Annotated in this window: 24 protein-coding genes; 20 read left to right on the forward strand and 4 right to left on the reverse strand. The window is 68.3% G+C overall.

Annotation, left to right across the window (positions count from 1 at the left end):
• Positions 1–26 precede the first annotated feature (26 nt).
• From BMZ25_RS12140 to ureG, 10 genes are all read left to right on the forward strand, one after another.
• A complete protein-coding gene (locus BMZ25_RS12140) occupies positions 27–332 on the forward strand; it encodes an urease subunit beta (RefSeq protein ID WP_092693923.1) in 306 nt (101 codons plus the stop codon).
• Positions 333–388: 56 nt separating this feature from the next.
• On the forward strand, positions 389–697 hold the full coding sequence (locus tag BMZ25_RS12145; RefSeq protein WP_092693925.1) for a hypothetical protein: 309 nt from the start codon (positions 389–391) through the stop codon (positions 695–697).
• A 70-nt stretch (positions 698–767) separates the two neighbouring features.
• Positions 768–1115 (forward strand): lysozyme inhibitor LprI family protein, encoded by a 348-nt coding sequence (locus BMZ25_RS12150; protein ID WP_092693927.1) that lies wholly within the window; start codon positions 768–770, stop codon positions 1113–1115.
• 142 nt (positions 1116–1257) lie between these two features.
• On the forward strand, positions 1258–2967 hold the full coding sequence (gene ureC / locus BMZ25_RS12155) for an urease subunit alpha (protein ID WP_092693929.1): 1710 nt from the start codon (positions 1258–1260) through the stop codon (positions 2965–2967).
• 132 nt (positions 2968–3099) lie between these two features.
• A complete protein-coding gene (locus tag BMZ25_RS12160) occupies positions 3100–3336 on the forward strand; it encodes a hypothetical protein (RefSeq protein WP_092693931.1) in 237 nt (78 codons plus the stop codon).
• Positions 3337–3486: 150 nt separating this feature from the next.
• Entirely contained in the window at positions 3487–3714 is a 228-nt protein-coding gene (locus BMZ25_RS12165; RefSeq protein WP_143071528.1) for a hypothetical protein, read from the forward strand.
• A 22-nt stretch (positions 3715–3736) separates the two neighbouring features.
• Complete coding sequence (locus BMZ25_RS12170) at positions 3737–4228, forward strand: urease accessory protein UreE (protein ID WP_092693935.1); 492 nt, start codon at positions 3737–3739, stop codon at positions 4226–4228.
• Between the two features lie 11 nt (positions 4229–4239).
• The gene (locus BMZ25_RS12175; protein ID WP_092693937.1) at positions 4240–4521 is read left to right on the forward strand and encodes a YrhK family protein; all 282 of its coding nucleotides are present in this window, start codon (positions 4240–4242) and stop codon (positions 4519–4521) included.
• A gap of 7 nt (positions 4522–4528) precedes the next feature.
• Positions 4529–5167 carry an urease accessory protein UreF gene (locus BMZ25_RS12180; RefSeq protein WP_092693939.1) on the forward strand — a complete coding sequence of 213 codons (639 nt, stop codon included), beginning with the start codon at positions 4529–4531 and terminating at the stop codon, positions 5165–5167.
• A gap of 22 nt (positions 5168–5189) precedes the next feature.
• Positions 5190–5804, forward strand: a complete 615-nt coding sequence (ureG, locus tag BMZ25_RS12185; protein ID WP_092693941.1) for an urease accessory protein UreG — start codon at positions 5190–5192, stop codon at positions 5802–5804.
• Here ureG and BMZ25_RS12190 read toward each other — a convergent pair.
• From BMZ25_RS12190 to BMZ25_RS12205, 4 genes are all read right to left on the reverse strand, one after another.
• Positions 5801–6751 carry a hypothetical protein gene (locus tag BMZ25_RS12190; RefSeq protein ID WP_092693943.1) on the reverse strand — a complete coding sequence of 317 codons (951 nt, stop codon included), beginning with the start codon at positions 6749–6751 and terminating at the stop codon, positions 5801–5803. The two genes, ureG and BMZ25_RS12190, sit on opposite strands and share 4 nt — an antisense overlap.
• Before the next feature lie 132 nt (positions 6752–6883).
• Entirely contained in the window at positions 6884–7570 is a 687-nt protein-coding gene (locus BMZ25_RS12195; RefSeq protein WP_235859858.1) for an FkbM family methyltransferase, read from the reverse strand.
• Entirely contained in the window at positions 7567–8454 is an 888-nt protein-coding gene (locus BMZ25_RS12200) for a hypothetical protein (protein WP_092693945.1), read from the reverse strand. Before BMZ25_RS12200 ends, BMZ25_RS12195 begins: the two co-directional genes overlap by 4 nt.
• A 4-nt stretch (positions 8455–8458) precedes the next feature.
• On the reverse strand, positions 8459–9280 hold the full coding sequence (locus BMZ25_RS12205) for a hypothetical protein (RefSeq protein WP_092693947.1): 822 nt from the start codon (positions 9278–9280) through the stop codon (positions 8459–8461).
• A 199-nt stretch (positions 9281–9479) separates the two neighbouring features.
• Here BMZ25_RS12205 and BMZ25_RS12210 point away from each other — a divergent pair, with 199 nt between their 5' ends.
• The 10 genes from BMZ25_RS12210 (at position 9480) to BMZ25_RS12255 (ending at position 21182) form a co-directional block, all read left to right on the forward strand.
• Positions 9480–11333 carry a glycosyltransferase family 2 protein gene (locus BMZ25_RS12210; protein ID WP_235859859.1) on the forward strand — a complete coding sequence of 618 codons (1854 nt, stop codon included), beginning with the start codon at positions 9480–9482 and terminating at the stop codon, positions 11331–11333.
• Positions 11330–12232 (forward strand): glycosyltransferase family protein, encoded by a 903-nt coding sequence (locus BMZ25_RS12215; RefSeq protein WP_092693949.1) that lies wholly within the window; start codon positions 11330–11332, stop codon positions 12230–12232. The genes BMZ25_RS12210 and BMZ25_RS12215 overlap by 4 nt, the downstream gene beginning before the upstream one ends.
• Positions 12229–13269 (forward strand): glycosyltransferase family 2 protein, encoded by a 1041-nt coding sequence (locus tag BMZ25_RS12220; protein WP_092693951.1) that lies wholly within the window; start codon positions 12229–12231, stop codon positions 13267–13269. Before BMZ25_RS12215 ends, BMZ25_RS12220 begins: the two co-directional genes overlap by 4 nt.
• Before the next feature lie 54 nt (positions 13270–13323).
• The gene (locus BMZ25_RS12225) at positions 13324–14235 is read left to right on the forward strand and encodes an AAA family ATPase (protein WP_092693953.1); all 912 of its coding nucleotides are present in this window, start codon (positions 13324–13326) and stop codon (positions 14233–14235) included.
• Complete coding sequence (locus BMZ25_RS12230; protein WP_092693955.1) at positions 14235–15491, forward strand: vWA domain-containing protein; 1257 nt, start codon at positions 14235–14237, stop codon at positions 15489–15491. Before BMZ25_RS12225 ends, BMZ25_RS12230 begins: the two co-directional genes overlap by 1 nt.
• 60 nt (positions 15492–15551) lie before the next feature.
• The gene (locus BMZ25_RS12235; RefSeq protein ID WP_092693964.1) at positions 15552–17915 is read left to right on the forward strand and encodes an OmpA family protein; all 2364 of its coding nucleotides are present in this window, start codon (positions 15552–15554) and stop codon (positions 17913–17915) included.
• Between the two features lie 81 nt (positions 17916–17996).
• Positions 17997–18971: an XdhC family protein gene (locus BMZ25_RS12240; protein WP_092693966.1), complete on the forward strand. Its 975-nt coding sequence runs from the start codon at positions 17997–17999 to the stop codon at positions 18969–18971.
• Positions 18971–19972: a molybdopterin-binding protein gene (locus tag BMZ25_RS12245; RefSeq protein WP_092693968.1), complete on the forward strand. Its 1002-nt coding sequence runs from the start codon at positions 18971–18973 to the stop codon at positions 19970–19972. Before BMZ25_RS12240 ends, BMZ25_RS12245 begins: the two co-directional genes overlap by 1 nt.
• A gap of 163 nt (positions 19973–20135) precedes the next feature.
• Positions 20136–20654, forward strand: a complete 519-nt coding sequence (locus BMZ25_RS12250) for an SRPBCC family protein (RefSeq protein ID WP_092693970.1) — start codon at positions 20136–20138, stop codon at positions 20652–20654.
• A gap of 42 nt (positions 20655–20696) precedes the next feature.
• Positions 20697–21182, forward strand: coding sequence for a (2Fe-2S)-binding protein (locus BMZ25_RS12255; RefSeq protein ID WP_092693972.1), 486 nt, complete (start codon positions 20697–20699; stop codon positions 21180–21182).
• The last annotated feature ends 15 nt before the right edge of the window (positions 21183–21197 follow it).

The following is a 21197-nucleotide window of genomic DNA, read 5'->3' on the forward strand; positions in this document are numbered from 1 at the left end:
CCACGACAACAGGCGGGAGCGACAGGATGATTCCAGGCGAAGTGATGACGGCCCCGGGCGAGATCGAATTGAACGCGGGCCTCGACCCAGTGACGCTGGAGGTGGCCAATACCGGCGACCGGCCCGTGCAGGTGGGCAGCCACTACCATTTCGCCGAGGCGAACGCCGCGCTGGAGTTCGACCGCGCGGCGGCGACCGGCATGCGGCTCGACATCGCGGCGGGCACGGCGGTGCGGTTCGAGCCGGGCCAGCGGCGCGAAGTCCGGCTCGTGCCCTATCGCGGCGGTCGCCGGGTCGTTGGCTTCAATCAGAAGGTCATGGGCGCGCTCTAGGCGGAACGCTTTCCGCACTGCGGCATTGAGGTCGGTCACAGCCGAGGAGCCTGACGATGCCGCGTCCCCACACGATCCACGACTACTGGGTTCTCCAGACCAAGATGGCCACCATGATGCTGAACGCGCAGACCGTGATCGGCATGCGCATGTTGGGCATGGCCGGTCTCTGGCCCGTCACGGCCGGTGAGAACGACCGCATGGTGAGTGAAAAGTCCACCGCCTTCGCGAAGGCCGCGACGGCAGCGTGGGGGGCCGCCCTGTCGGGCAAGCGGCCCGATCAGGTCACCTCGGCCTGGCTTGCGCCGATCTCGCGGCGGGCGGCGTCGAACCAGCGGCGGCTGTCCGGGCGCCGCAAGCGATAAAGCACTGCGGGGCTCCACTCGACCATGCTATCGTTCCCCTGTTTTCAGACAGACCGATTTGAGGAACGACATGAAATTTCTAGCGCTCGCGGCCTTTCTCGCCGCACTTCCCGCTTTCGGGGCGGCGCAGGGGTACTGCCCCGGCGCCACCCAGATCGATATCAACTTCTGCACCAAGGCCCGCTGGGAGGCGGCGGATCGCGAGCTGAACCGTCTGTGGTCCATGGTCAAGCCGGCGGCCGACGCGCGCGGCACCGGGCCGCAACTGCTGCAGGAACAGCGCGCGTGGCTGCAACGCCGCGATGCGGCCTGCGAGCCTGAGCTCTCGTCCGGCGGCAGCGCGGCGGCGATGTTCTACTGGTCCTGCATGGAGGATCTCACCGTGCAGCGGAATACCGCGCTGCAGGCGATGCGGTAGCGGCGCCGGCGGCGCTGCTGAAAAAATGGGCGCCCCGCTCCGGAAACCGGCCATTCCGGCGCTCCGGGGCGGGGCACGCCTTGTCTGCCGCGGTCGGCTTTGCGCAGTCTGCGCCTGACGCACGACAACGGAGCCCCCGCCGATGCCCGCCACGATTTCCCGCGCCACCTATGCCGACATGTACGGCCCCACCACGGGCGACCGGGTGCGGCTGGCCGACACCGACCTGATCGTCGAGGTCGAGCGCGACTGCACCACCTACGGCGAAGAGGTGAAGTTCGGTGGCGGCAAGGTGATCCGCGACGGCATGGGCCAGAGCCAGGTGAGCCGCGCCGACGGGGCGATGGACACGGTGATCACCAACGCGCTGATCGTCGACGTGACCGGCATCTACAAGGCGGATGTCGGGCTGCGGAACGGCCGGATCGAGAAGATCGGCAAGGCCGGCAATCCCGACACCCAGCCCGGCGTAGACGTGATCGTCGGGCCGGGCACCGAGATCATCGCTGCCGAGGGGCGCATCCTCACCGCCGGGGGCTTTGACAGCCACATCCACTGGATCTGCCCGCAGCAGATCGAAGACGCGCTCCATTCCGGCGTGACCACGATGCTGGGGGGCGGCACTGGACCGGCGCACGGCACGCTCGCCACGACCTGCACGCCGGGTCCCTGGCACATCGCGCGCATCCTGCAGGCGATGGACGCTGTGCCGGTCAACATCGCCCTGTCGGGCAAGGGCAACGCCTCGACCCCCGACGCCCTGGTCGAGCAGGTGCACGCCGGGGCGGCGGCGCTGAAGCTGCACGAGGACTGGGGCACGACGCCGGGCGCGATCGACAATTGCCTGTCGGTGGCCGACGAGTGGGACGTGCAGGTGATGATCCATACCGACACGCTGAACGAGTCCGGCTTCGTCGAGAACACAGTCGCCGCGATGAAGGGCCGGACGATCCACGCCTTCCATACCGAGGGGGCGGGCGGGGGGCACGCGCCCGACATCATCAAGGTCTGCGGGCTGGAACACGTGATCCCGTCCTCGACCAATCCCACGCGCCCGTTCACCGCGAACACGCTGGAAGAGCATCTCGACATGCTCATGGTCTGCCACCACCTCGACAAGTCGATCCCAGAGGATGTCGCCTTTGCCGAAAGCCGCATCCGCCGCGAGACGATCGCGGCCGAGGATATCCTGCACGACATGGGCGCGTTCTCGATCATCGCGTCCGACAGTCAGGCGATGGGCCGCGTGGGCGAGGTGCTGCTGCGCACCTGGCAGACCGCCGACAAGATGAAGAAACAGCGCGGGCGCCTGGCGGAAGAGCAGGGCGACAACGACAACCTGCGCGTCCGCCGCTACATCGCGAAATACACCATCAACCCGGCCGTCGCGCACGGGATGTCGGCCGAGATCGGTTCGATCGAGCCAGGCAAGCGGGCAGACCTGTGCCTTTGGTCGCCGGCGTTCTTCGGGGTCAAGCCCGAGATGGTTCTGGTCGGCGGCACCATCGCGCTGTCGCAGATGGGCGATCCCAACGCCTCGATCCCGACGCCGCAGCCGGTCTATTCGCGGCCGATGTTCGGCGCGATGGGGCGCGCGGTCGAGAATTCGGCCGTGCTGTTCGTCAGCAAGTCGGCGGACGAGGCCGGAGTGGGCGCCGCGCTGGGGCTTGCGAAACAGACGGTCCCGGTTACCGGCACGCGCGGCATCTCCAAGCGCGACATGGTGCTCAACGACGCTCTGCCCGAGATCGACGTGAACCCCGAGACCTACGAGGTCCGCGCCGATGGCGAGCTTCTGACCTGCGAGCCGGCGGACGTCCTGCCGATGGCGCAGCGATACTTCATGTTCTGAGAGCGATACCGCGGTGCAAAGCGTTGCACGCGGCGCATCGCGGGATCCCGCAGATGTCTGTGGGGTCGGACCTCCCTGATCCCTATGTCTTCGATCCGAGGGTAACACGCACGGACATGAAAGACTCGACCAATGACTTCCATCACCTTCACGAACCACACCGTTGCGCATGGCAGCGTCGTGCGCCAGACCGCGCAACGGTTCGCCGCGGCCGTCGAGGCGTATGCGGCAGCCTACTTCGCCCGCATCTCGCGCACCGACGAACTGGAGCGCCTGCACGCGATGGACGATGCGCAGCTGGCCAAGCTCGGCATCACGCGCGCCGGGATCCCGGCCTACGTCTTCCGCGACAAGTGCATGTGGCAGTAACGGCGCGGGGCGCCACGGCCAAGACGCCCCGACGAGCCTTGCACTTGCTGCAACGCGGCATCCAGAAAACGGAAGTTTTCGATGGCCGCACCGCGGCATACCTTCATGGCCAAGGGGGGAGACCACCGAAGACACATTCTGGGGTTTCCAATGGCACAGACGACTTTCGACCACAGCGCTGGCACAATCAGCCGGCCCAACTTCTTCTCTCGTGCTCTGGACGGCGTTGCCCGTTTCATGGAGTACTACATGCAGGCCCGCGACCGCTCCGAGCAGGTCCGCCGCCTGCAGGCCAAGAGCGACGCGGAACTCGCCCGCATGGGTCTGACCCGCGAGGGCATCGTGTCCCACGTCTTTCGCGACGTGATGTGGCTCTGACCGATGCGGCGCGGAGGCCCGCATGACGGGTCTCCCGCGCGCCTCCCGCATCGATCGGAACGCCGCACCGGCGGCGGATCATATCGACCTGACGCACGAGGCGCGGTTCCTGCGCCGCAAGCGTCTGACGGCGGCCAGCGGCCTGGACTTCCTGGCCGACCTCGCCGAGGTCACCGACCTTCACGACGGCGACGCGTTCGTGCTGGACGACGGCACCCGAGTCACGGTCCGGGCCGCGCCCGAACGCTTGATGGAGGTCACGGGGCCGAACCTCGCCCGGCTGGCATGGCATGTCGGCAACCGGCACACTCCCTGCGAAATCGGTGAAACGGCGCTGCGCCTCAAGGCCGACCATGTCCTGCGCGGCATGCTCGAGGGGCTGGGCGGCACCGTGAGCGACGTGGTCGCGCCCTTCCGTCCCGAAGGCGGCGCGTACGGGCACGGGCGCACCCTTGCGCACAGTCATGGGCCCGGCGATGGTGACGCCGATCATCACCATAACTACCACGACTGACACTGGCAGGCATGACCCTTTTCCATCCCGGCAACCGTCACAAATCCGGCGACCACGAACGCATCTGGGCGATCACCGAGATCGTCTACACGATCGTCGACTTTCTCGCGGCGTTCGCGTTCGTGATCGGATCGGTGTTCTTCTTCTACAAGTCGCTTCAGACCGCCGGCACCTGGCTGTTCCTCATCGGGTCGATCTTCTTCGCGGTGAAGCCCTCGATCCGCCTGGCGCGCGAGCTGAAATATGCGGCGATGGGCGACGCCAAGGATGTCGCGGACAAGTTGGAGGGCTAGGACCGGCATGCGGCACGCGGACCTCCTGACACTGGCACAATGGCTGTCGCCGTCCTTTCCGGTGGGCGGGTTCGCCTGGTCGCACGGTCTGGAAAGCGCCATCGCCGCCAACGAGGTGCGCGGGCCGGATGATCTGTTCGCATGGCTCGACGGCGTGCTTCGCCACGGCAGCGGGCGCGTCGATGCCGTTCTGCTCTGCGCCGCGATGGCGCCCGGGGCAGATGCCGTTGCGCTGCATGCCGAGGCCGAGGCTCGCGCCGCCGGGTCCGAGCGCTGGGCCGAAACGCTGGCGCAGGGCGGGGCGTTCGCGCGCACCGTCTCGGCCCTTGGCGGAGAGGCCGTGCCAGAACTGGCGATGCCCGTCGCGGTGGGCGTGGCCGCGCGGCGGCTTGATCTGCCGCCCGGCCTTGTCGCCGCCCAGTACCTGCAGGCGTTCGCCGGCAACCTCGTGCTCGCGTCTGTCCGGCTGATCCCGCTGGGGCAGACGGATGGGCAGGCGGTGGTCGCGCGCCTTTCGCGCGTCTGCGAAGCGGTCGCGCAAGAGGCGGCGGTCAGCCGGCTCGAGGATGTCGGCGGGGCGGCTGTCCTGTCCGACCTTGCCGCGATGGATCACGAAACGAAGGACGTGCGCCTGTTCCGCAGCTGAGGGCGCCAGGTAGGAGATGGCAATGGCGAGCGAACACGGTCCGCTGCGCGTCGGGATCGGCGGGCCGGTCGGAGTCGGCAAGACCACTCTGACCGCCGCGCTGTGCCGCGCGATGGCGCCGCGATATTCCATGGCGGTGGTCACCAACGACATCTACACCCGCGAGGACGCCGATTTCCTCGTTCAGATGCAGGTGCTGTCCGAGGATCGCATCCGCGGAGTCGAGACCGGGGGATGCCCGCACACCGCCATCCGCGAGGACGCGTCGATCAACCTCGCGGCCATCGCGGACCTGCGCCGGAGCTTCGATGACCTGGACCTCGTGCTGATCGAATCCGGTGGCGACAATCTGGCGGCGACGTTCAGCCCCGAGCTGGCAGATCTGACGATCTACCTGATCGACACCTGCGCGGGGCAGGACATCCCGCGCAAGCGCGGGCCCGGCGTGACCCGTTCGGATCTGCTGGTGGTGAACAAGACCGCTCTGGCGCCACATGTGGGCGTCGATCCGGACTTGCTGCGCGCCGATGCCGAAGCCTCGCGCGAGGGCCGGCCGTTCGTGATGGCGGATCTGAAAGAAGGACGCGGCGTCGACGAGATCGTCGCCTTCCTCGAACGCGAGGGCGGGCTGGCCTAGCCGGCGCCGTCGCGTTGGGGGGGCAGGTGGAGTCCCCGCCCGGCAAGCTGAGCGGTCAGTTCGTCCAGTCGCTTGCGATAGCGCTTGCGCCCCTGCTGCTCTGCCAGAAACCGCACGACGATCGCCTCGAGATACGGGCGGCCCGCGGCATCGAGCCGCCGCACCAGCCGCCGCAGGTAGGGGCCGTGATTGTGGCGCGCGCGTAGCGCCGTGTAGAATTGCTGCGCCGTCAGCGTACCCTCCATCGCTTCGGCAACGATGTCGTCGAGCACGCCGAGTTGGTCGAGCGTCGCGTCGAGGTCGGGGCCCAGATGCCGGCACTGCAGGGGGAGCGTCACGTCGCTTGCAAGTGCCTCGGCATGGCGCCCGTCCTCGGGGATGGTGGGGTCGAACGGCAGGAGGATGCTTTCCGCCACTTCGAGATGGTCGGCGCTCGGTACGTAGCGGGCGGCGAAATCGACACCGTTCGCCGCGCCGCCGAAGCGCGTGTCCCAAGGCGCTTCGGGCCCCAGCGCCGCCTGCGGGGCCAGCGCCAGAACGCGGGCCATTGGCGCCGTGATGGCAAAGGACAGCGCGGCATGGCCGCCCGACGAGGCGCCGTAGAACAGCACGTTCTCGAACTGGTCCAGCAGGGTGCCGTCGACGAGCGCGTCGAAGAACCCGATCACCTCGGGGCGGCGGAACCACGTGTGCCCGCGCGACACCAGCGACAGCGTCGACCACTCCATTTCCTGCGCGAGCGGGTCGAGCCGCGGCGTCACCGCTTCGAGCGGGGTCTCACCGTCCATCGTGGGCTCGAACGACACCAGAAGGTTCGGTCCCCGGCGCTGGAAGCGGATGAAGTGATCGGCGTCCAGCGCATAGGCGAAGGAATCAACGTCCGCGCCCTGCGCGCCGTCCATGTCTTCGTCGGACTCTTCCGGTATCGATGTATCCAGAGCGCTCATGCGGTCACGCCTTTCGGAGGGGCGGTAATCGGTCGCCCATATGTAGCTGTGAATTACTATCTCAATGCGTAAAGAATATGCCTTTTTTCGCCGTATTCCAAATCTTGCCCGCCGGGTTCACCCTGGGGGCGATCAGATCCAGTCCAGGTTGATGTGGCGGGGCGAATAGGCCTGTGCGATGCGGCTGCGCAAAGCGCGGTAGCGGGGGCGAAGCTCTTTGAACTTCCGCTCGTGCGTCTCGGCGACGAGGCATCGGATCGCGCGCAACATGTCGCGCCGCTCGAGCTCTTCGAGGATCTCCAGCTCGGCCCCCTCGATATCCATCTTCACGAAGGCGATCTCGCCGCGGCGGGCGATCTCGGCTTCGAGAATGTCGATGAAGTTGCGGATCGGAACCTCGACCGCGTGGCCGTCGTCCATCCTGCGCCCGCCGTCTAGGATCGTCGACTTGACCGAGGCGCCGTCGGGGTTGTCGGCAAAGTTGTCCGCCCGCCGCAGGGTCGCGGTACCCGCGCGGAGGCCCACCGCCGCATTGTCGAGTGAGATGCCCGGCTGATCCGCGAACCGGGTTTCGAGATGCGCGAAGGCATGGGGGTCGGGTTCGAACGCCATCACGTCGGCCCCCGTCCGCGCGAGGATCGCGGTCACCACGCCCATGTTCGCGCCGCAATCCATCGCCACGTCGCCGGGCCGCAGCATCGCCGCGACGCCGTCGAGAAAGCCCTCGGCCCGCGCCTTGCGCAGGTTCCGGTCGTGACGCTTGAGCACCTTCTCGGCCCGGCGTTCGGCCTCGGTCCTGTCGGGGGGCGCGTCCGTCACGTTTGCGCCTCCTGCGTTTGCAACGCCTCGGGCACCAGGCGCCGGACATAGGGCACGCCCGTTTGCGCCGCGAGCATCGACTTGGCGTAGGAGTATAGCCCGACCTCCTTCAGCACGCCGCGATTGCGGTAGTGCAGGGTGTGGATCGCCCTGTCCTGCGGCAGCGGCTGCTTCCTGATCCTGCCGCCGAGAATGTAGTGCTGTTCTTCCGGCAGGATGTTCCACCTGCGCTGTGACCGCAGGATCGCGGCAGGCAGGGACATCTGATCGAGATAGGGACGGGTGTTGTCGAGCCCCTCGATCCGGTCGACCCGGCGGGCGGTATCGTACCAGACCTCGGGGAACGGGGTCGGGCCGCCCTCTTCGAACGTGACTAGCCCCGACGAGAAATAGGGCAGCACCGGCCCCACGGGACGCCGCATGTATTCGATCCGCTCTTCGGGTAGCGGCAGGTCGAGTGCGGCATAGATCGGGGGCCAGAGGTCCTGGTCCGCCCAGACCATCGATGCCGCGACCGAGCATGAGACGTGGCCCGGCTTCGTGATGGCGGCGGGGGCGTTCTCGCGGATGAACAGGACGTCGCTGTCCACGAAGGCCGACCACGCGCTGTCCCGCGGCTGCATCGCGGCGATGATCTTGTTCCCGTGGGGGTAGGGCGTGTCCCACATCCCCTCGGTCCGCACCGGCCGGATCTCGGCCCCCATCATCGCGTGCGCCTTGAACACGGCCGGGTGCAGATCGTCCCAGCGATGTTCGGGGCAATAGCCCACCGCCGCGACGTCCCTTCCGAAATGCGTCCGGATCGAGGCGAGCAGCGTGCAGGCCAGGATCTGATAATCTGGCGGCTCGACGATGTAGAAGAAGGTCAGACCGGCCTTCGCCACGCGCTCACTCCAGTGCCTGCGACGGGTCCACGCCGACCTCGCGGCACATCCGCTCGGCGAACGAGCCCTCGAGCGGCGGGTTCTTTCGCCACCAGGGTTTCGTGCCGTTGGTATAGAGATGCACCGACAGCGTGGCGTCGGTGAACCATCCCTCGACGTTCGAGTGAGGGTCGTAGAACACGTCGTTGAGCTGGAACGGCACGGGATAGAGGACATCCGCGCCCATGGCGCGATCGTAGTCGCCCGTTTGTCCGGCGAACCAGGTGAAGGCCTGCGGGCCGAAGGCCGTCCGCTCGGTCCGGTAGATCTTCACGGCGTGGGACAGTTCGGGTTCCTTCTTGTGCAGCCGGTCGATCTTCTTGTGCTGGTTCTTGTTCCACCACGGCGGTGCGGGGGGCAGGTTCTCGTAATAGTCCAGCAGCATGTCCATCAGCTCCCCCTCGCGGGGAATCTTGACGACGCCGCAGTTCAGCGCCCCGCGGAACCCGTGGCCGGCGAAGATGTGGTCGGTGTCGTCGGGAAAGGGCCGGTGGCAGAACGCGTCGCAGTCGATCCAGACCGCGTCGGTCTGGCGGATCATCCGGTAGCGGAATACGTTCGACAGGAACGAGGCCGAGGTCTGCTCGACGATGTCCAGATCGATGTCCATGATGTCAGTCGCCGGCCGCACCCGGACCCCCTCGGGCACATTCGTCACCCCGTGCGTGCAATAGAGCGTCGTGGGGTGGCCGTGGCGCACGTGGCTCAGCAGACAGAGCTGATTGAGGTACTGCAGCCGCTCGCCGATCCAGAGCGATGCGACGGGCCTGCGTTCCGGTGTTGCCATCTCTGTCCCTTGTGTCCGCCGCTAGAGGGCGGGAAATGTTGAATTCTTCGCGCGGAAGATGCCGGATCGCCAACATACTGTCCAGTTGCGCAACGGTCGGGCGCACCGAGTTGTGCCGCGCGCGCCAGCCCGGTTATCGTCGGACAAAGTGAAGAATTCGGGGCGAACTCCCGAAGAGTTCCGGGCGGCAAGGACGAACATGGACGGAGCGTCGAGCGATCGGAAGCCGCGACTGCCGCAGAAGCCCGTCAGCCGGCACGGTTGCATCACGGCCGTGTCGATGATGAAGGACGAGGGCCCGTTCGTGCTGGAGTGGATCGCGCACCACCTCGCCGTCGGGTTCACCGATCTCGTGGTGTTCACGAACGACTGCACCGACGGCACCGATGACATGCTGATCCGGCTCGAGGAACTGGGGCTGGCGCACCACCGCCGCAACATCATTCCGGAGGGCGTGAAACCGCAGCCTTCGGCGATCAAGCATGCCCAGGCCGACCCGCTGGTGGGGCAGAGCGACTGGCTGATGGTCTTCGATGCCGACGAATTTCTGTGCGTCCATTACGGCGACGGCACACTCGACGATCTGCTCGACGCTGTGACCGCCGAGGGGGCGAACGGTCTGGTCGTGACGTGGCGGATCTTCGGCTCCGGCGGCGTGCAGCACTGGTCGCGGCAGCCGGTGACCGAGCAGTTCCTGAACGCCGCGCCGCCGATGTGGAACAAGGGCTGGGGCGTCAAGACGCTGTTCCGCCACGATCCCGAAAGGTGGAAGCTCGGCATCCACCGGCCGAGCATGAAGAACAAGGTCCTGGACACGGACTATCCCCACGGCATCAAATGGCTGAACGGCTCGGGGCAGGAAACGGAAGAGTATTTCAAGTTCCGCGGCTGGCGGTCGATCATGCGGACCGTCGGCTATGACTGGGTCCAGATGAACCACTACGCAGTGAAGTCGATCGACGCCTTCGCGTTGCGGCGTCTCAGGGGCAACGTGAACAACAAGGCGAACAAGTACGACAGCGGATACTGGGCCCTGCAGGACCGCAACGAGGTGCGCGACGACTCGATGCTGCGCTATTCGGCCGCCCGAAAGCACATCTTCGACGGTCTTCTCTCGGACCCCGTGCTGAGCCGCCTGCACCATGCCGCGCTGGACAGCGCCGAGGCACGGCTTGCGGATTTCAAGGACAGCGCGGCCTACGAGCCGTTCGTGGCAGAGCTGAAGGCCGCCAGCCAGGTGCCGATCACGGCGGTGTCGGCAAAACCGCCGAAGGAGCGTGATCCCGAGAAGATCGCAGCGCGGATGTCCGAGATCGAGAGACGCGCGGGCGCCCGTCATGCCGCCGAGCGCCGGGCGGACGGGCGCACCGAAGTCCGTCCGACGGGCCTCTATGTCCTGTCGGGCGTCGACATGTCGACCGAGCCGCCGATGGAGCGGGCGATGAACCACTCGATCGAGTTGCCGGCCGACCCAGGCATCTTCACGCCGCCGGCACTGACGCAGATCATGGAGGGCAAGTTCGAGCGCAACCTGGCGCGGAACCTGCCCAAGCTGCTGCCTCGCGGCGCCCGCTATGTCGAGATCGGGGCGGCCTCGGGCTTTGTCGCCGGCCATCTCCGGAACGAACGGCCCGACCTGGACCTGACCGTGCAGGAGAGCGATCCCGAGAGGATGCGGTTTATCGGAAAATTATGGAAAGCCAATGGCATAGATGTCACTCATCAGGTGAGGCTTGAAGGCGCGCCGGTCGCTGCGGACGCCGCCACCCTGGGCCGGTTCCTTGCCGACAGCCGGCCCGACGTCCTGGTGCTGGGCGATCCGGTTCTGGACGCGGAAACCCTTGAGGCGGCGGTGGCGGCCTCCGGCCTCGCGCCGCCCCGGCAGGTCTATCTTGTCGGCCGTCTCTGGAGCGAACGGTACCGCGAATTGCCCGGGTTCGAAGAGGTTCTTCACCGGCTCGGCTTCACCGAACGCCTCGGCCTCGATCCCCAGGTCGCCGCAGGCTATCGTCGGGACACGGCTTTGGCCGCGAGCCATGGCGACGGCGCATGATGGCGCCCGGTGTCGCCGTCTATTTCGTCGTCGAGGGCCGGCATCTCGAAGCGCAGGCCGTGCTGCTTGCGTCGTCCCTGCGGCGTCATGCGGTGGGTGAGGTCGATCTTATCGCCTACCGGCCGGCGGTTTCCGACGCGCCGGAACTGACGGCGGCGACGCGGGCGGCGTTCGACCGGGCGGGCGTCCGGGTCGAGACGTTCGACGTGCCGCCTGACACCTGGAAGAAGCCTTATCCGCACGGCAACAAGATCCTTGCCAGCCGCGCCCCGCGCGATGCGGACGCCCATGTCTTTCTCGACACCGACATGGTCGCCTGCGCTCCGCTGGATTTCACTGAAATGCTGGGTTCCGGCGCGGTGTCGATGGTGCCGGACGGGACGCCGAACTGGGGCAAGGACGGCGACCGGTGGGCGCGCGTCTACGGCCATTTCGGGCTCGACATGCCGGAGGAGCGCGTGCGTCTGACACGGCGGAAACGGATCGCCTTCTATCCCTACTTCAACGCCGGGATGATCGCCTACTGGGACAGCTACGCGGGCGGGCGGCAGACCTTTCCCGAGACGTGGTACGAGACGGCGCGCGAGATCGACTTCAACTGTCGCGTCGGTGGCAAGCGGCCGTGGCTGGACCAGATCGCCCTGCCGATCGCGCTCAGGCGCCACGCGCTGCGCTACAACGTTCTCGAAGATCGCTACAACTTCTCGATCTCGGCCCGTGCGTTCGAGCCTGACGCGGCCCCCGTTCTCATCCATTACCACTCGTTCCGCTACACGGCGGAGTGGCCGCAGGTCGTGAAGGAAAAAATCCGTATGTCAGAATTTTACGGGGTGCAGTTGATGTCCTGTCTGGCCGCCCAGTTCGGCGCGTTCTGGTATCCCAAGACCACCCCCGCATGACCCGCTTTGCGGTTGTCACGGCGATGCGGAATGAGGGGCCGCATCTTCTGGAATGGGTGGCCCACACGCGGGCGGTCGGGGCCGACGATATCCTCGTGATCTCGAACGATTGCGACGACGGAAGTGACAACCTGCTGGATGCCCTCGCAGCAGGGGGCGCGGTCACCCATCTGCGGCAGGAGGTGCCTCGTTCCAGGACGCCGCAATGGGCGGCACTGCGGCTGGCCGGCGAACACCCTGCAGTGCGCGACGCGGACTGGATCGCCGTGCTCGACTGCGACGAGTTCATCAACCTGCGCCCGCCGCTTAGCCGTCTCTCCGACCTGGTCGCGCGGGTCGAGGCGGACGCGATCGTGCTGCCATGGCGCCTGTTCGGCCACGCGGGCCACACCACGCGGCCCGCGGGCGGGACGCTCGCCTCGTACACGAGGGCGATCCCGGACGATGCGCTCTATCCGCCGCTCAGCCGCTTCTTCAAGACGCTCTATCGCCGCCGGGGGCCGTTCCAGAAGCCGGGCGTGCACCGGCCGAAGCAGCGGCCCGATAGCGTCCCGCACTGGGTCGACGGGTCGGGGCAGGCCTTGCCCGACAGCTTCGCCGCGGCGAGCGACCGGATCATGCTGTGGGGCGCGCCGCTGGCGACCGGGCTGGTCCAGCTCAACCATTATTCGCTGCGCTCGGCGGAAGACTTCCTTCTCAAGCGCGCGCGGGGCCTGCCGAACCGGCACACCAAGCCGATCGACATGACCTACTGGGTCGAACGGAACTTCAACACGGTCGAGGACACCTCGATCGCGCATCTTCGCCCGGCCATGCAGGCCGAGGCGGCACGCCTGCGTGCGCTGCCCGGCGTCGCCGAGGCCGAGGCCGCGTGCCTGTCCCGTGCCCGCGCCGCGTTCGAACGGCTGCTGGACGATCCCGAGACGCTTCAGTTCTATGGCCGGCTGCTGCTTGCAGCCGATAGCACGCCACCGGATGCCGAGACGGCGCTGCGGCTTGTCCGACGCTTCGCGGCGGCGCGCGGCGCGGGCGCTTGACGCGCCTTCGGGCAGATGCAGCAATGCGCCGAGCCGCGTGCCGGGAGGAGCAGCATGAGTCAGTTACCCCAAGATATCGACGCCGTGGAGCGCCTGCTGACGGATGAGGATTACGTCTGCGGACGCCCCCTGGCGACGGTCGTCTTCCTCGCGCTCAAGCTGGGCCGGCCGCTGTTCCTGGAAGGCGAGGCGGGCACCGGCAAGACCGAGATCGCCAAGGCCCTGAGCGCGGCGATGGGCCGCCGCCTGATCCGGCTGCAATGTTACGAGGGGCTGGATTCCGCATCGGCAGTCTATGAATGGAACTTCGCCGAACAGATGATCGCGATCCGCACGGCCGAGGCGGCGGGCGGCGCCGACCGTGACGCTCTAAAATCCGAGTTGTTCACCGACGACTACCTGATCGCGCGGCCGCTGCTCGAGGCGATGCGCCCGCAGCCCGGCGGGGCGCCGGTGCTGCTGATCGATGAACTCGACCGCACCGACGAGCCGTTCGAGGCGTTCCTGCTGGAGGCGCTGAGTGATTTCCAGGTGACGATCCCCGAACTCGGCACCGTGCGCGCGCCCGAGCCGCCGATCGTGATCCTCACCTCGAACCGCACGCGCGAGGTACACGATGCGCTCAAGCGGCGGTGCCTCTATCACTGGGTAGACTACCCGACCTTTGATCGTGAGATGGAGATCCTCTCTGCCCGCGCGCCAGAAGCCTCGGACGCCCTCAGCCGCGAGGTCGTCGCCTTCGTCCAGCGGCTGCGGACCGAGGACCTGTTCAAGAAGCCCGGCGTGGCCGAGACGATCGACTGGGCGAAATGCCTGCTGGCGCTGGACGTGATGGAGCTGAGCCCGCAGGTCATCGCCGACACTCTGGGCGCGATCCTGAAGTACCAGGATGACATCCAGCGCATCCAGGGTTCCGAGGCCGGCCGTATTCTCGACGAGGTACGCGCCGAACTCCGGACCGCCTGATGACCGAACTTCCCGCACTGGAGCTGCCCGAGCATCCCAAGCTCGCCCACAACATCACGTGGTTCGCCCGCGCCTTGCGCAAGGCGGGGCTGCCCTTGGGCACCGGGCGCGTGATCGACGCGATCCGCGCGGTCGAGGCGGCGGGGTTCACCGACCGGCGCGACTTCTACTATACTCTCCAGGCCTGTTTCGTCTCGCGACCCGAGCATCGGGCGGTTTTCGACCAGGTGTTCCGGCTCTACTGGCGCGACCCGCGGTATCTTGAGCAGATGATGTCCTACATGCTGCCGGCGGTGCGGGGCGTGCAGGAAGAGCGGCTGGCCCGCGCGGCCGAGAAACGAGCGGCGGAAGCGTTGCTCGACGGTGTCGATCGCGAGGTGCCGGAGGCGCAGGACCAGGGCGAGGAGGTCGAGATCGAGATCGACGCCTCGCGGACCATCTCTGGCGAGGAGCGGCTGCGCACGCTCGACTTCGAGCAGATGTCGACCGAAGAGATGGCGGCGGCCCGACGGCTTCTGGCGCGGATCAGCCTGCCGGTGAAACCGCTCACTTCGCGCCGGACGCGGGCCGATGCCCATGGCACGATGCCCGACTGGCGCGGCACGATGCGCGGGGCGATGCGGCGCGGCGGCGAAGTACAAGCGCTGGCCCGCCGCAGGCGGCGCCAGCGCTGGCCCAACCTCGTCGTGCTCTGCGACATCTCGGGGTCCATGTCGCAGTATTCGCGGGCGGTGCTGCACTTTCTCCACGCCGTCTCGAACCAGAAGGGTGCAGGCTGGGCGCGGGTCCATGCCTTCACCTTCGGCACGCGGCTGACCAACATCACCCGCCATTTGCGCACCCGCGACGTCGACGCCGCCCTCGCCGCCGCCGGGGCCGAGGCGCGGGACTGGGAGGGCGGCACGCGCATCGCCTCATGCCTGCACGCGTTCAACCGCGACTGGTCGCGTCGAGTCATGGGTCAGGGGGCGGTCGTCCTGCTGATCACCGACGGGCTGGACCGCGACCCGAACGGCGGTCTGGCGCGAGAGATGGAGCGGCTGCATCTATCCGCCCGGCGGGTGATCTGGCTCAATCCGCTGCTGCGGTGGGAGGGGTTCGCGCCAAAGGCCGCGGGCATCGCCGCGATGCTGCCCCATGTCGACAGCTTTCGTGCGGGACACAGCATCGCCTCGCTCGAAGCCCTGGCCGCCGCCATCTCGCGCCCGGACGATGTCGGCGAAAAGGCGCGCCTGATGGCGTCGCTGCCGAATTAGAGGAACCCTTGCACGGTTTCTGGGCGTTATAGGGCACAGTCGACAGGAAAGGTGCCCGACATGCGATACTCCCTGAGAACCACCACGGCGCTCGTCGCCAGTGTGTCACTTTCGCTGCCGGGAACCTTGCCGGCGCAAGAGGCGGCCGGACCGGCGCAGGCCTGCGCCGCGGGCGACGCCGCCGCGTGCCAGCAGGTGCAGGATCCCGCGATGCTGCAATCGCTGTGCGACGAAGGGGTGGCCGCGGCTTGCGCGATGGTCGAGTCCTCGGGCGCGGCCGAAGAGCAAGCTCCGGAGGCGACGCAGGAAGCTCCGGCCGACAATGCCGCCGAGGGTGGCAACGCTCCGGTTGGCGAGGCGCAGGCGCCCGATCCTTCGGGCGCGGCCGAAGGGCAGGCGCCGCAAGCGCCGGCCGCTAACGCTGCGAACGGCAACGCCCCGGCCGGCGAGGCACAGGCGTCCGATCCCGCGGCCGCGGCCGACGGTGGTGGTGCCGCGACGGACGGAAACGCACCGGCGGATGGCGGTGCTCCGGCAGACGGCGGCACGGCGGCTGAAAGCGCAACCGCTACGGATGGCGCGGCCCCGGCCGACGGGGGCGACCAGACGCCCGACGCGCCCGCCGATGCCGCGCAGAGCGCAGGCGGCGAAGCCACAGCCGAGAGCGATGGCGCGATGGCCGAGGAGCCGGCCCGGAATCCGGCTCAGGGCGAGACCGCCGCGCCGGCGGCCGAAGGCGACCTGACGTCCGACGAACCGGCGGATGCCGCGCAGATGGACGGCGGAGAAGCCACCGTCGAGAGTGAAGCCGAGGCGTCGACGCAGACCGAAGACGGCGCTGAGACCCAGAACGGCGCCGCCTCCGGCGCGGGTGCCGGTGGCGGCGCAGCCGGGCAGGCGGGTGGCGCCGTTGGGGCGCAGGGTGGCAATGCCCAAGGGAATGCCGACAGCGCCCCGGTTGGTGGCGCCGAGGGGGCGCCCGCCACGGATGTCGATCAGACCTCGGACGAGCCTGCGGACGCCGCGCAGCGTGACAACGGCGGCACGTCCGCGGAGAGCGACGGCGCGATGACGGATGAGCAGACCGGTGCTGCCGCGCAGGACCCGGCCGCGTCGGACGCGGAGGATAACCAATCCTCCGATGCGCCGGCCGAGGCCGCTCAGGACGGTGCCGAAAGCGACAGCGGGGAGCAGGGCGGCGCGGACAGCGACGCCGCGGCGGGCGATGACGGCACCGAGGGCGCCGACGCCACGCCGGAGGCTCAGCAATCCGCCCCCGATCAGGCCGGGCAGGAGACTGTCGAAGACGACATCCCCCAGGTCGAGAGCGAAGCCGTCGCCGAGGGAGAGCAGACGGGCGAGGCCGACTCCAGCGCGCCGCCGGCGGCCCTGAACGCCGAGTCCGAGGCAAGCGAGGTCGAGAGCGAGACGGTGACCGAAGAGACCGCCCGCTCGAGCGACGAGGATTTCGACAGCCAGATTCAGACCGAGCAGGATCAGGCGAGCTCGGAAGAGGATGACGAGGACGAGGGCCTAAGCACCTTCGAGCGTGCGCTCCTGGTCGGTGCTGGGGCGCTGGCGGTCGGCAGTCTCGTCAGCGGCAACCGCGAAGTGGTCAGCCGGTCCGATGACCGGGTTGTGCTCCAGCAGCCGAATGGCGAATACCAAGTGCTGAAGGATGACAACGCGCTGTTGCGCCAGCCCGGTGCCGAGGTGCGGACAGAGAACTTCAACGACGGCTCGAGCCGTACCATCGTGGAACGCCAGGACGGCAGCCGCATCGTCACGATCCGCGATTCGAACCTGCGGGTCGTACGCCGCGTGCGCATCCTTCCCGATGGACAGGAGGTCGTCCTGATCGACGACTCGCAACAGGCCGAGCAGATCGACGTCACGCAACTGCCGCAGCCGCAGCAGTCGCGCGTCCAGAACTATGATCCGAACTCGGATGTCGAGGCGCTGCGCCGGGCCCTGCAGGCCGAGGCGGGCGTGAATCAGGCCTACACGCTGGCCCAGGTGCGTGACACCGAGCAGTTGCGGACGCTGGCCCCGGCCTTCGACCTCGACAACATCACCTTCGCCACCGGATCGGCGGCGATCACGCCGGAGCAGGCCGAACAGCTGTCGAGCCTCGGTCAGGCGATCAGCGAGGCGATCGACGAGAACCCGCGCGAGATCTTCCTCGTGGAGGGGCACACCGACGCCGTGGGCGGTGCGGTCTACAACCTCGCCCTGTCCGACCGCCGGGCCGAATCGGTGGCGCTGGCGCTGACCGAGTACTTTGGCGTACCGCCGGAGAACCTCGTCGTGCAGGGCTATGGCGAGCGTTTCCTGAAGGTGCCGACCGAAGAGGCAGAGCGCGCCAACCGCCGCGCGACGGTCCGCCGGGTCACGCCGCTCCTGCGCTCCGCCGCGGCGAACTGATCGGCGTGCGCGGCAGGGTGGACACCACCGCCGTGCAGGCGCAGATTGGCCCCCGTCACACGTGACGGGGGCCTTTTCATCATGACGAACCGTGACTTCGACGCGATCCCAGAGTCGGCGCTCGACTGGCACCGGCAGGGCGCTGGGGCGGCGCTCGCCACCGTGGTCGAAACCTGGGGCTCGGCCCCGCGGCCGGTCGGCAGCCAACTTGCCATTTCCGGGGAGGGCGAGATCGCCGGCTCGGTCTCGGGCGGCTGCGTCGAGGGCGCAGTCGTGGTCGAGGCGCTGGAAGCGCTCGACGACGGCAGACCGCGCATTCTGGACTTCGGCGTCAGCGACGACGAGGCCTTTGCCGTCGGGCTCGCCTGCGGCGGGCGCATCCGCGTGATGGTCGAGCCGGTCGGCGACGCCCTTGCGCCCGACCTGCTGGAGCGTCTCGTCGCGGCCCGTGCGGACCGGAAGGCGGTGGGCTACGTGGTCGACACCGTCGCCTGGGACCGCCGGTTGGTCGGGCCCGACGATTTCCCCGACCGGTTCCGGATGGACCGCTCGGGCTTCGAGTCGGACGAGTCGACCTTCGTGGGCATCCACAATCCGCCCTTGCGCATGGTTGTCGTCGGCGCCGTCCACATCGCCCAGCCGCTGTTGTCGATGGCGCGGTTGGCGGGCTACGATCCGTTCCTCGTGGACCCGCGCGAGGCCTTTGCCAGCGAAAGCCGCTTTCCGGGCGAGGCGATCAGCACGGAATGGCCCGACGCGGCGCTGGCGGCCCACGGGCTCGACGCGCGGACGGCGGTGGTGACGCTGACCCACGATCCCAAGCTGGACGATCCCGCCATCGTCTCGGTGCTGAACTCCGAGGCCTTCTATGTCGGCTGTCTCGGCTCGACCCGGACCCATGCCAAGCGCGTGGACCGGTTGAAGGACTCGGGCCTGGGCGACGCGCAGATTGAACGGATCCATGCGCCGGTCGGCCTCGATATCGGCGCGCGCTCTCCGGCCGAGATCGCGATCTCGATCATGGCCGAGATCACCCAGCGGCTCAGGCAAGGCTGATGGAGTTCGGAAGCGTGCCGCTCGACCGCGCCGAGGGTGCGGTCCTGGCCCATTCGCTGGCGACGCCGCAGGGGCGGCTGAAGAAGGGGCGGGTGCTGTCCGCGGCCGATATCGACGCGCTGCGCGAGGCGGGGGCCGACGAGGTCGTCGTCGCCCGGCTTGGGGCGGGGGACGTGGGCGAGGACGAGGCCGCCCGCCGCATCGCCGCCGCCCTGGTCCCCGATGCCGACGCCGCGCGGGTCCGCGTGACCGCGGCCTCGACGGGGCGGGTGAACGTCTACGCGATCGGGCCGGGCGTGCTGGAACTCGACGCCGCGCGGGTGCACGCGATGAACCGCGTCGACCCGATGCTGACCCTCGCGACGCTTCCGCCCTACGCGGCGACCCAGGAGCGGACGATGCTGGCGACGGTCAAGGTTATCTCGTACGGCGCGGCGGCCGAGGCGGTCGACCGCGCGGCCGAGGCGGTGCGCGATGCGCTGCGGGTCCGGCCCGTGGTGATGCGGGATGCCGGGCTGATCCTGACCGATCTGGGGCAGGGACCGGGCAAGGGCGAGGCCGCGATGGAGGGGCGCCTGTCGGCGCTCGGAATGACGCTGGCCGAGACGCGCGTGGTGCCGCACCGCACCGAGGCCATTGCCGAGGCGCTGCGGGACCTGCCGGGCGAGATGGCGCTGATCCTGACGGCCTCGGCCACCTCCGATGCGGCCGACGTGGGGCCCATGGCCCTGCAGCGGGCCGGCGGGCGCGTGATCCGTTTCGGGATGCCGGTCGATCCCGGCAACCTGTTGTTCGTCGGCGATCTGGCGGGGCGGCCGGTCATCGGGCTGCCCGGCTGCGCGCGGGCGCCGGCGCTGAACGGCGCGGACTGGGTGCTTGAACGCCTCGTCTGCGGCCTGCCCGTCGGGGACGCCGAGATCGCCGACATGGGGGTCGGCGGGCTCTTGAAGGAAAGCCCCGCACGGCCCCACCCGCGCGAGCGCGCGGGCCGAAAGGGCTGAGCGCGGCGGCTGCCAGAAATAATTGTTGGAAAACGCGCGCCTCCCTGCAATTCTGCCGCCATCGGGAGGAGACTTCGAGGGTCCGGTGCCCGGCCGGACGGCCGTGGCGCCGGGCCCGAGAGGCCGCCCGCGCCAGGCAACCCGCCCAGCAAGGAGTGACGCGATGGAACTCAAGGACAGTCGCGAGGTCGCAGCCGAAAGGCCCGTCGTCTGGGCGGCGATTCTGGACCCCGAGGTGCTGAAGGCCTGCATCCCCGGCTGCACGGAACTCGAGGGCAGCGTCGAAGAGGGTTACGCGGCGACAGTCGTGCAGAAGGTCGGCCCCGTGAAGGCCACGTTCAAGGGCACCGTCACGATCTCCGACATGGTCGAACCGACGAGCCTGACGATCACCGGCGAGGGCAAGGGCGGCGCGGCCGGATTCGCCAAGGGCGGCGCCGACGTGACCCTGACAGAGACGGACGGAGGCACGCGGCTGGACTACGACGTCGAGGCCAAGGTCGGCGGCAAACTCGCCCAGCTGGGCAGCCGCGTGATCGATGGATTCGCCAAGAAGATGGCCGACCAGTTCTTCACCCGCTTTCAGGAGGCCGTCGAAGGCCCCGCCGACCCCGACGAGGCGCCCGAGGCCGAGGAGACGGGCGGCAAGAAGGGATGGTTCAAGCGGCTCGTCAAGAACTGAGGCGCCCGCCCACATAGCAAGATCGACTTTAGGGAGAGAAAAATGGCATCGGTAACGATGAACGTGAACGGAAAGCCGGTCACGGGCGAGATCGAGGGGCGGACGCTACTTGTGGAGTTCCTGCGCAACGGGCTGAGCCTGACCGGCACCCATGTCGGCTGCGACACGTCCCAGTGCGGCGCATGCCTCGTCCATGTCGACGGCGAGGCGGTCAAGGCGTGCACGATGTTCGCCGCCGAGGCCGAGGGCGCCGAGGTCACGACGATCGAGGGCGTGTCGAATCCCGACGGGTCGCTCAACACGATCCAGCAGGCGTTCCAGGATTACCACGGCCTGCAATGCGGCTTCTGCACGCCCGGCATGGTGATGTCCGCCGCCGCGCTCTTGAAGGACAATCCCAGCCCGTCCGAGCAGGAGATCCGCGAGTACCTGCAGGGCAACATCTGCCGCTGCACCGGCTATCACAACATCGTCAAGGCGATCATGGCCGCTTCGGGACAGGATGTAAGCCGGATCGCCGCCGAGTGATCCGCCACCGGCGGC

Origin of the sequence: Tranquillimonas rosea (assembly GCF_900111315.1) — a bacterium.
Classification (GTDB): domain Bacteria; phylum Pseudomonadota; class Alphaproteobacteria; order Rhodobacterales; family Rhodobacteraceae; genus Tranquillimonas; species Tranquillimonas rosea.

What these genes read in the sequence shown, in the direction of transcription:
- BMZ25_RS12140 (WP_092693923.1), top strand. Translation starts at nt 27, where the DNA reads ATGATTCCAGGCGAAGTGATGACGGCCCCGGGCGAGATCGAATTGAAC.
- BMZ25_RS12145 (WP_092693925.1), top strand. Translation starts at nt 389, where the DNA reads ATGCCGCGTCCCCACACGATCCACGACTACTGGGTTCTCCAGACCAAG.
- BMZ25_RS12150 (WP_092693927.1), top strand. Translation starts at nt 768, where the DNA reads ATGAAATTTCTAGCGCTCGCGGCCTTTCTCGCCGCACTTCCCGCTTTC.
- ureC (WP_092693929.1), top strand. Translation starts at nt 1,258, where the DNA reads ATGCCCGCCACGATTTCCCGCGCCACCTATGCCGACATGTACGGCCCC.
- BMZ25_RS12160 (WP_092693931.1), top strand. Translation starts at nt 3,100, where the DNA reads ATGACTTCCATCACCTTCACGAACCACACCGTTGCGCATGGCAGCGTC.
- BMZ25_RS12165 (WP_143071528.1), top strand. Translation starts at nt 3,487, where the DNA reads ATGGCACAGACGACTTTCGACCACAGCGCTGGCACAATCAGCCGGCCC.
- BMZ25_RS12170 (WP_092693935.1), top strand. Translation starts at nt 3,737, where the DNA reads ATGACGGGTCTCCCGCGCGCCTCCCGCATCGATCGGAACGCCGCACCG.
- BMZ25_RS12175 (WP_092693937.1), top strand. Translation starts at nt 4,240, where the DNA reads ATGACCCTTTTCCATCCCGGCAACCGTCACAAATCCGGCGACCACGAA.
- BMZ25_RS12180 (WP_092693939.1), top strand. Translation starts at nt 4,529, where the DNA reads ATGCGGCACGCGGACCTCCTGACACTGGCACAATGGCTGTCGCCGTCC.
- ureG (WP_092693941.1), top strand. Translation starts at nt 5,190, where the DNA reads ATGGCGAGCGAACACGGTCCGCTGCGCGTCGGGATCGGCGGGCCGGTC.
- BMZ25_RS12190 (WP_092693943.1), bottom strand. Translation starts at nt 6,751, where the DNA reads ATGAGCGCTCTGGATACATCGATACCGGAAGAGTCCGACGAAGACATG.
- BMZ25_RS12205 (WP_092693947.1), bottom strand. Translation starts at nt 9,280, where the DNA reads ATGGCAACACCGGAACGCAGGCCCGTCGCATCGCTCTGGATCGGCGAG.
- BMZ25_RS12210 (WP_235859859.1), top strand. Translation starts at nt 9,480, where the DNA reads ATGGACGGAGCGTCGAGCGATCGGAAGCCGCGACTGCCGCAGAAGCCC.
- BMZ25_RS12215 (WP_092693949.1), top strand. Translation starts at nt 11,330, where the DNA reads ATGATGGCGCCCGGTGTCGCCGTCTATTTCGTCGTCGAGGGCCGGCAT.
- BMZ25_RS12220 (WP_092693951.1), top strand. Translation starts at nt 12,229, where the DNA reads ATGACCCGCTTTGCGGTTGTCACGGCGATGCGGAATGAGGGGCCGCAT.
- BMZ25_RS12225 (WP_092693953.1), top strand. Translation starts at nt 13,324, where the DNA reads ATGAGTCAGTTACCCCAAGATATCGACGCCGTGGAGCGCCTGCTGACG.
- BMZ25_RS12230 (WP_092693955.1), top strand. Translation starts at nt 14,235, where the DNA reads ATGACCGAACTTCCCGCACTGGAGCTGCCCGAGCATCCCAAGCTCGCC.
- BMZ25_RS12235 (WP_092693964.1), top strand. Translation starts at nt 15,552, where the DNA reads ATGCGATACTCCCTGAGAACCACCACGGCGCTCGTCGCCAGTGTGTCA.
- BMZ25_RS12240 (WP_092693966.1), top strand. Translation starts at nt 17,997, where the DNA reads ATGACGAACCGTGACTTCGACGCGATCCCAGAGTCGGCGCTCGACTGG.
- BMZ25_RS12245 (WP_092693968.1), top strand. Translation starts at nt 18,971, where the DNA reads ATGGAGTTCGGAAGCGTGCCGCTCGACCGCGCCGAGGGTGCGGTCCTG.
- BMZ25_RS12250 (WP_092693970.1), top strand. Translation starts at nt 20,136, where the DNA reads ATGGAACTCAAGGACAGTCGCGAGGTCGCAGCCGAAAGGCCCGTCGTC.
- BMZ25_RS12255 (WP_092693972.1), top strand. Translation starts at nt 20,697, where the DNA reads ATGGCATCGGTAACGATGAACGTGAACGGAAAGCCGGTCACGGGCGAG.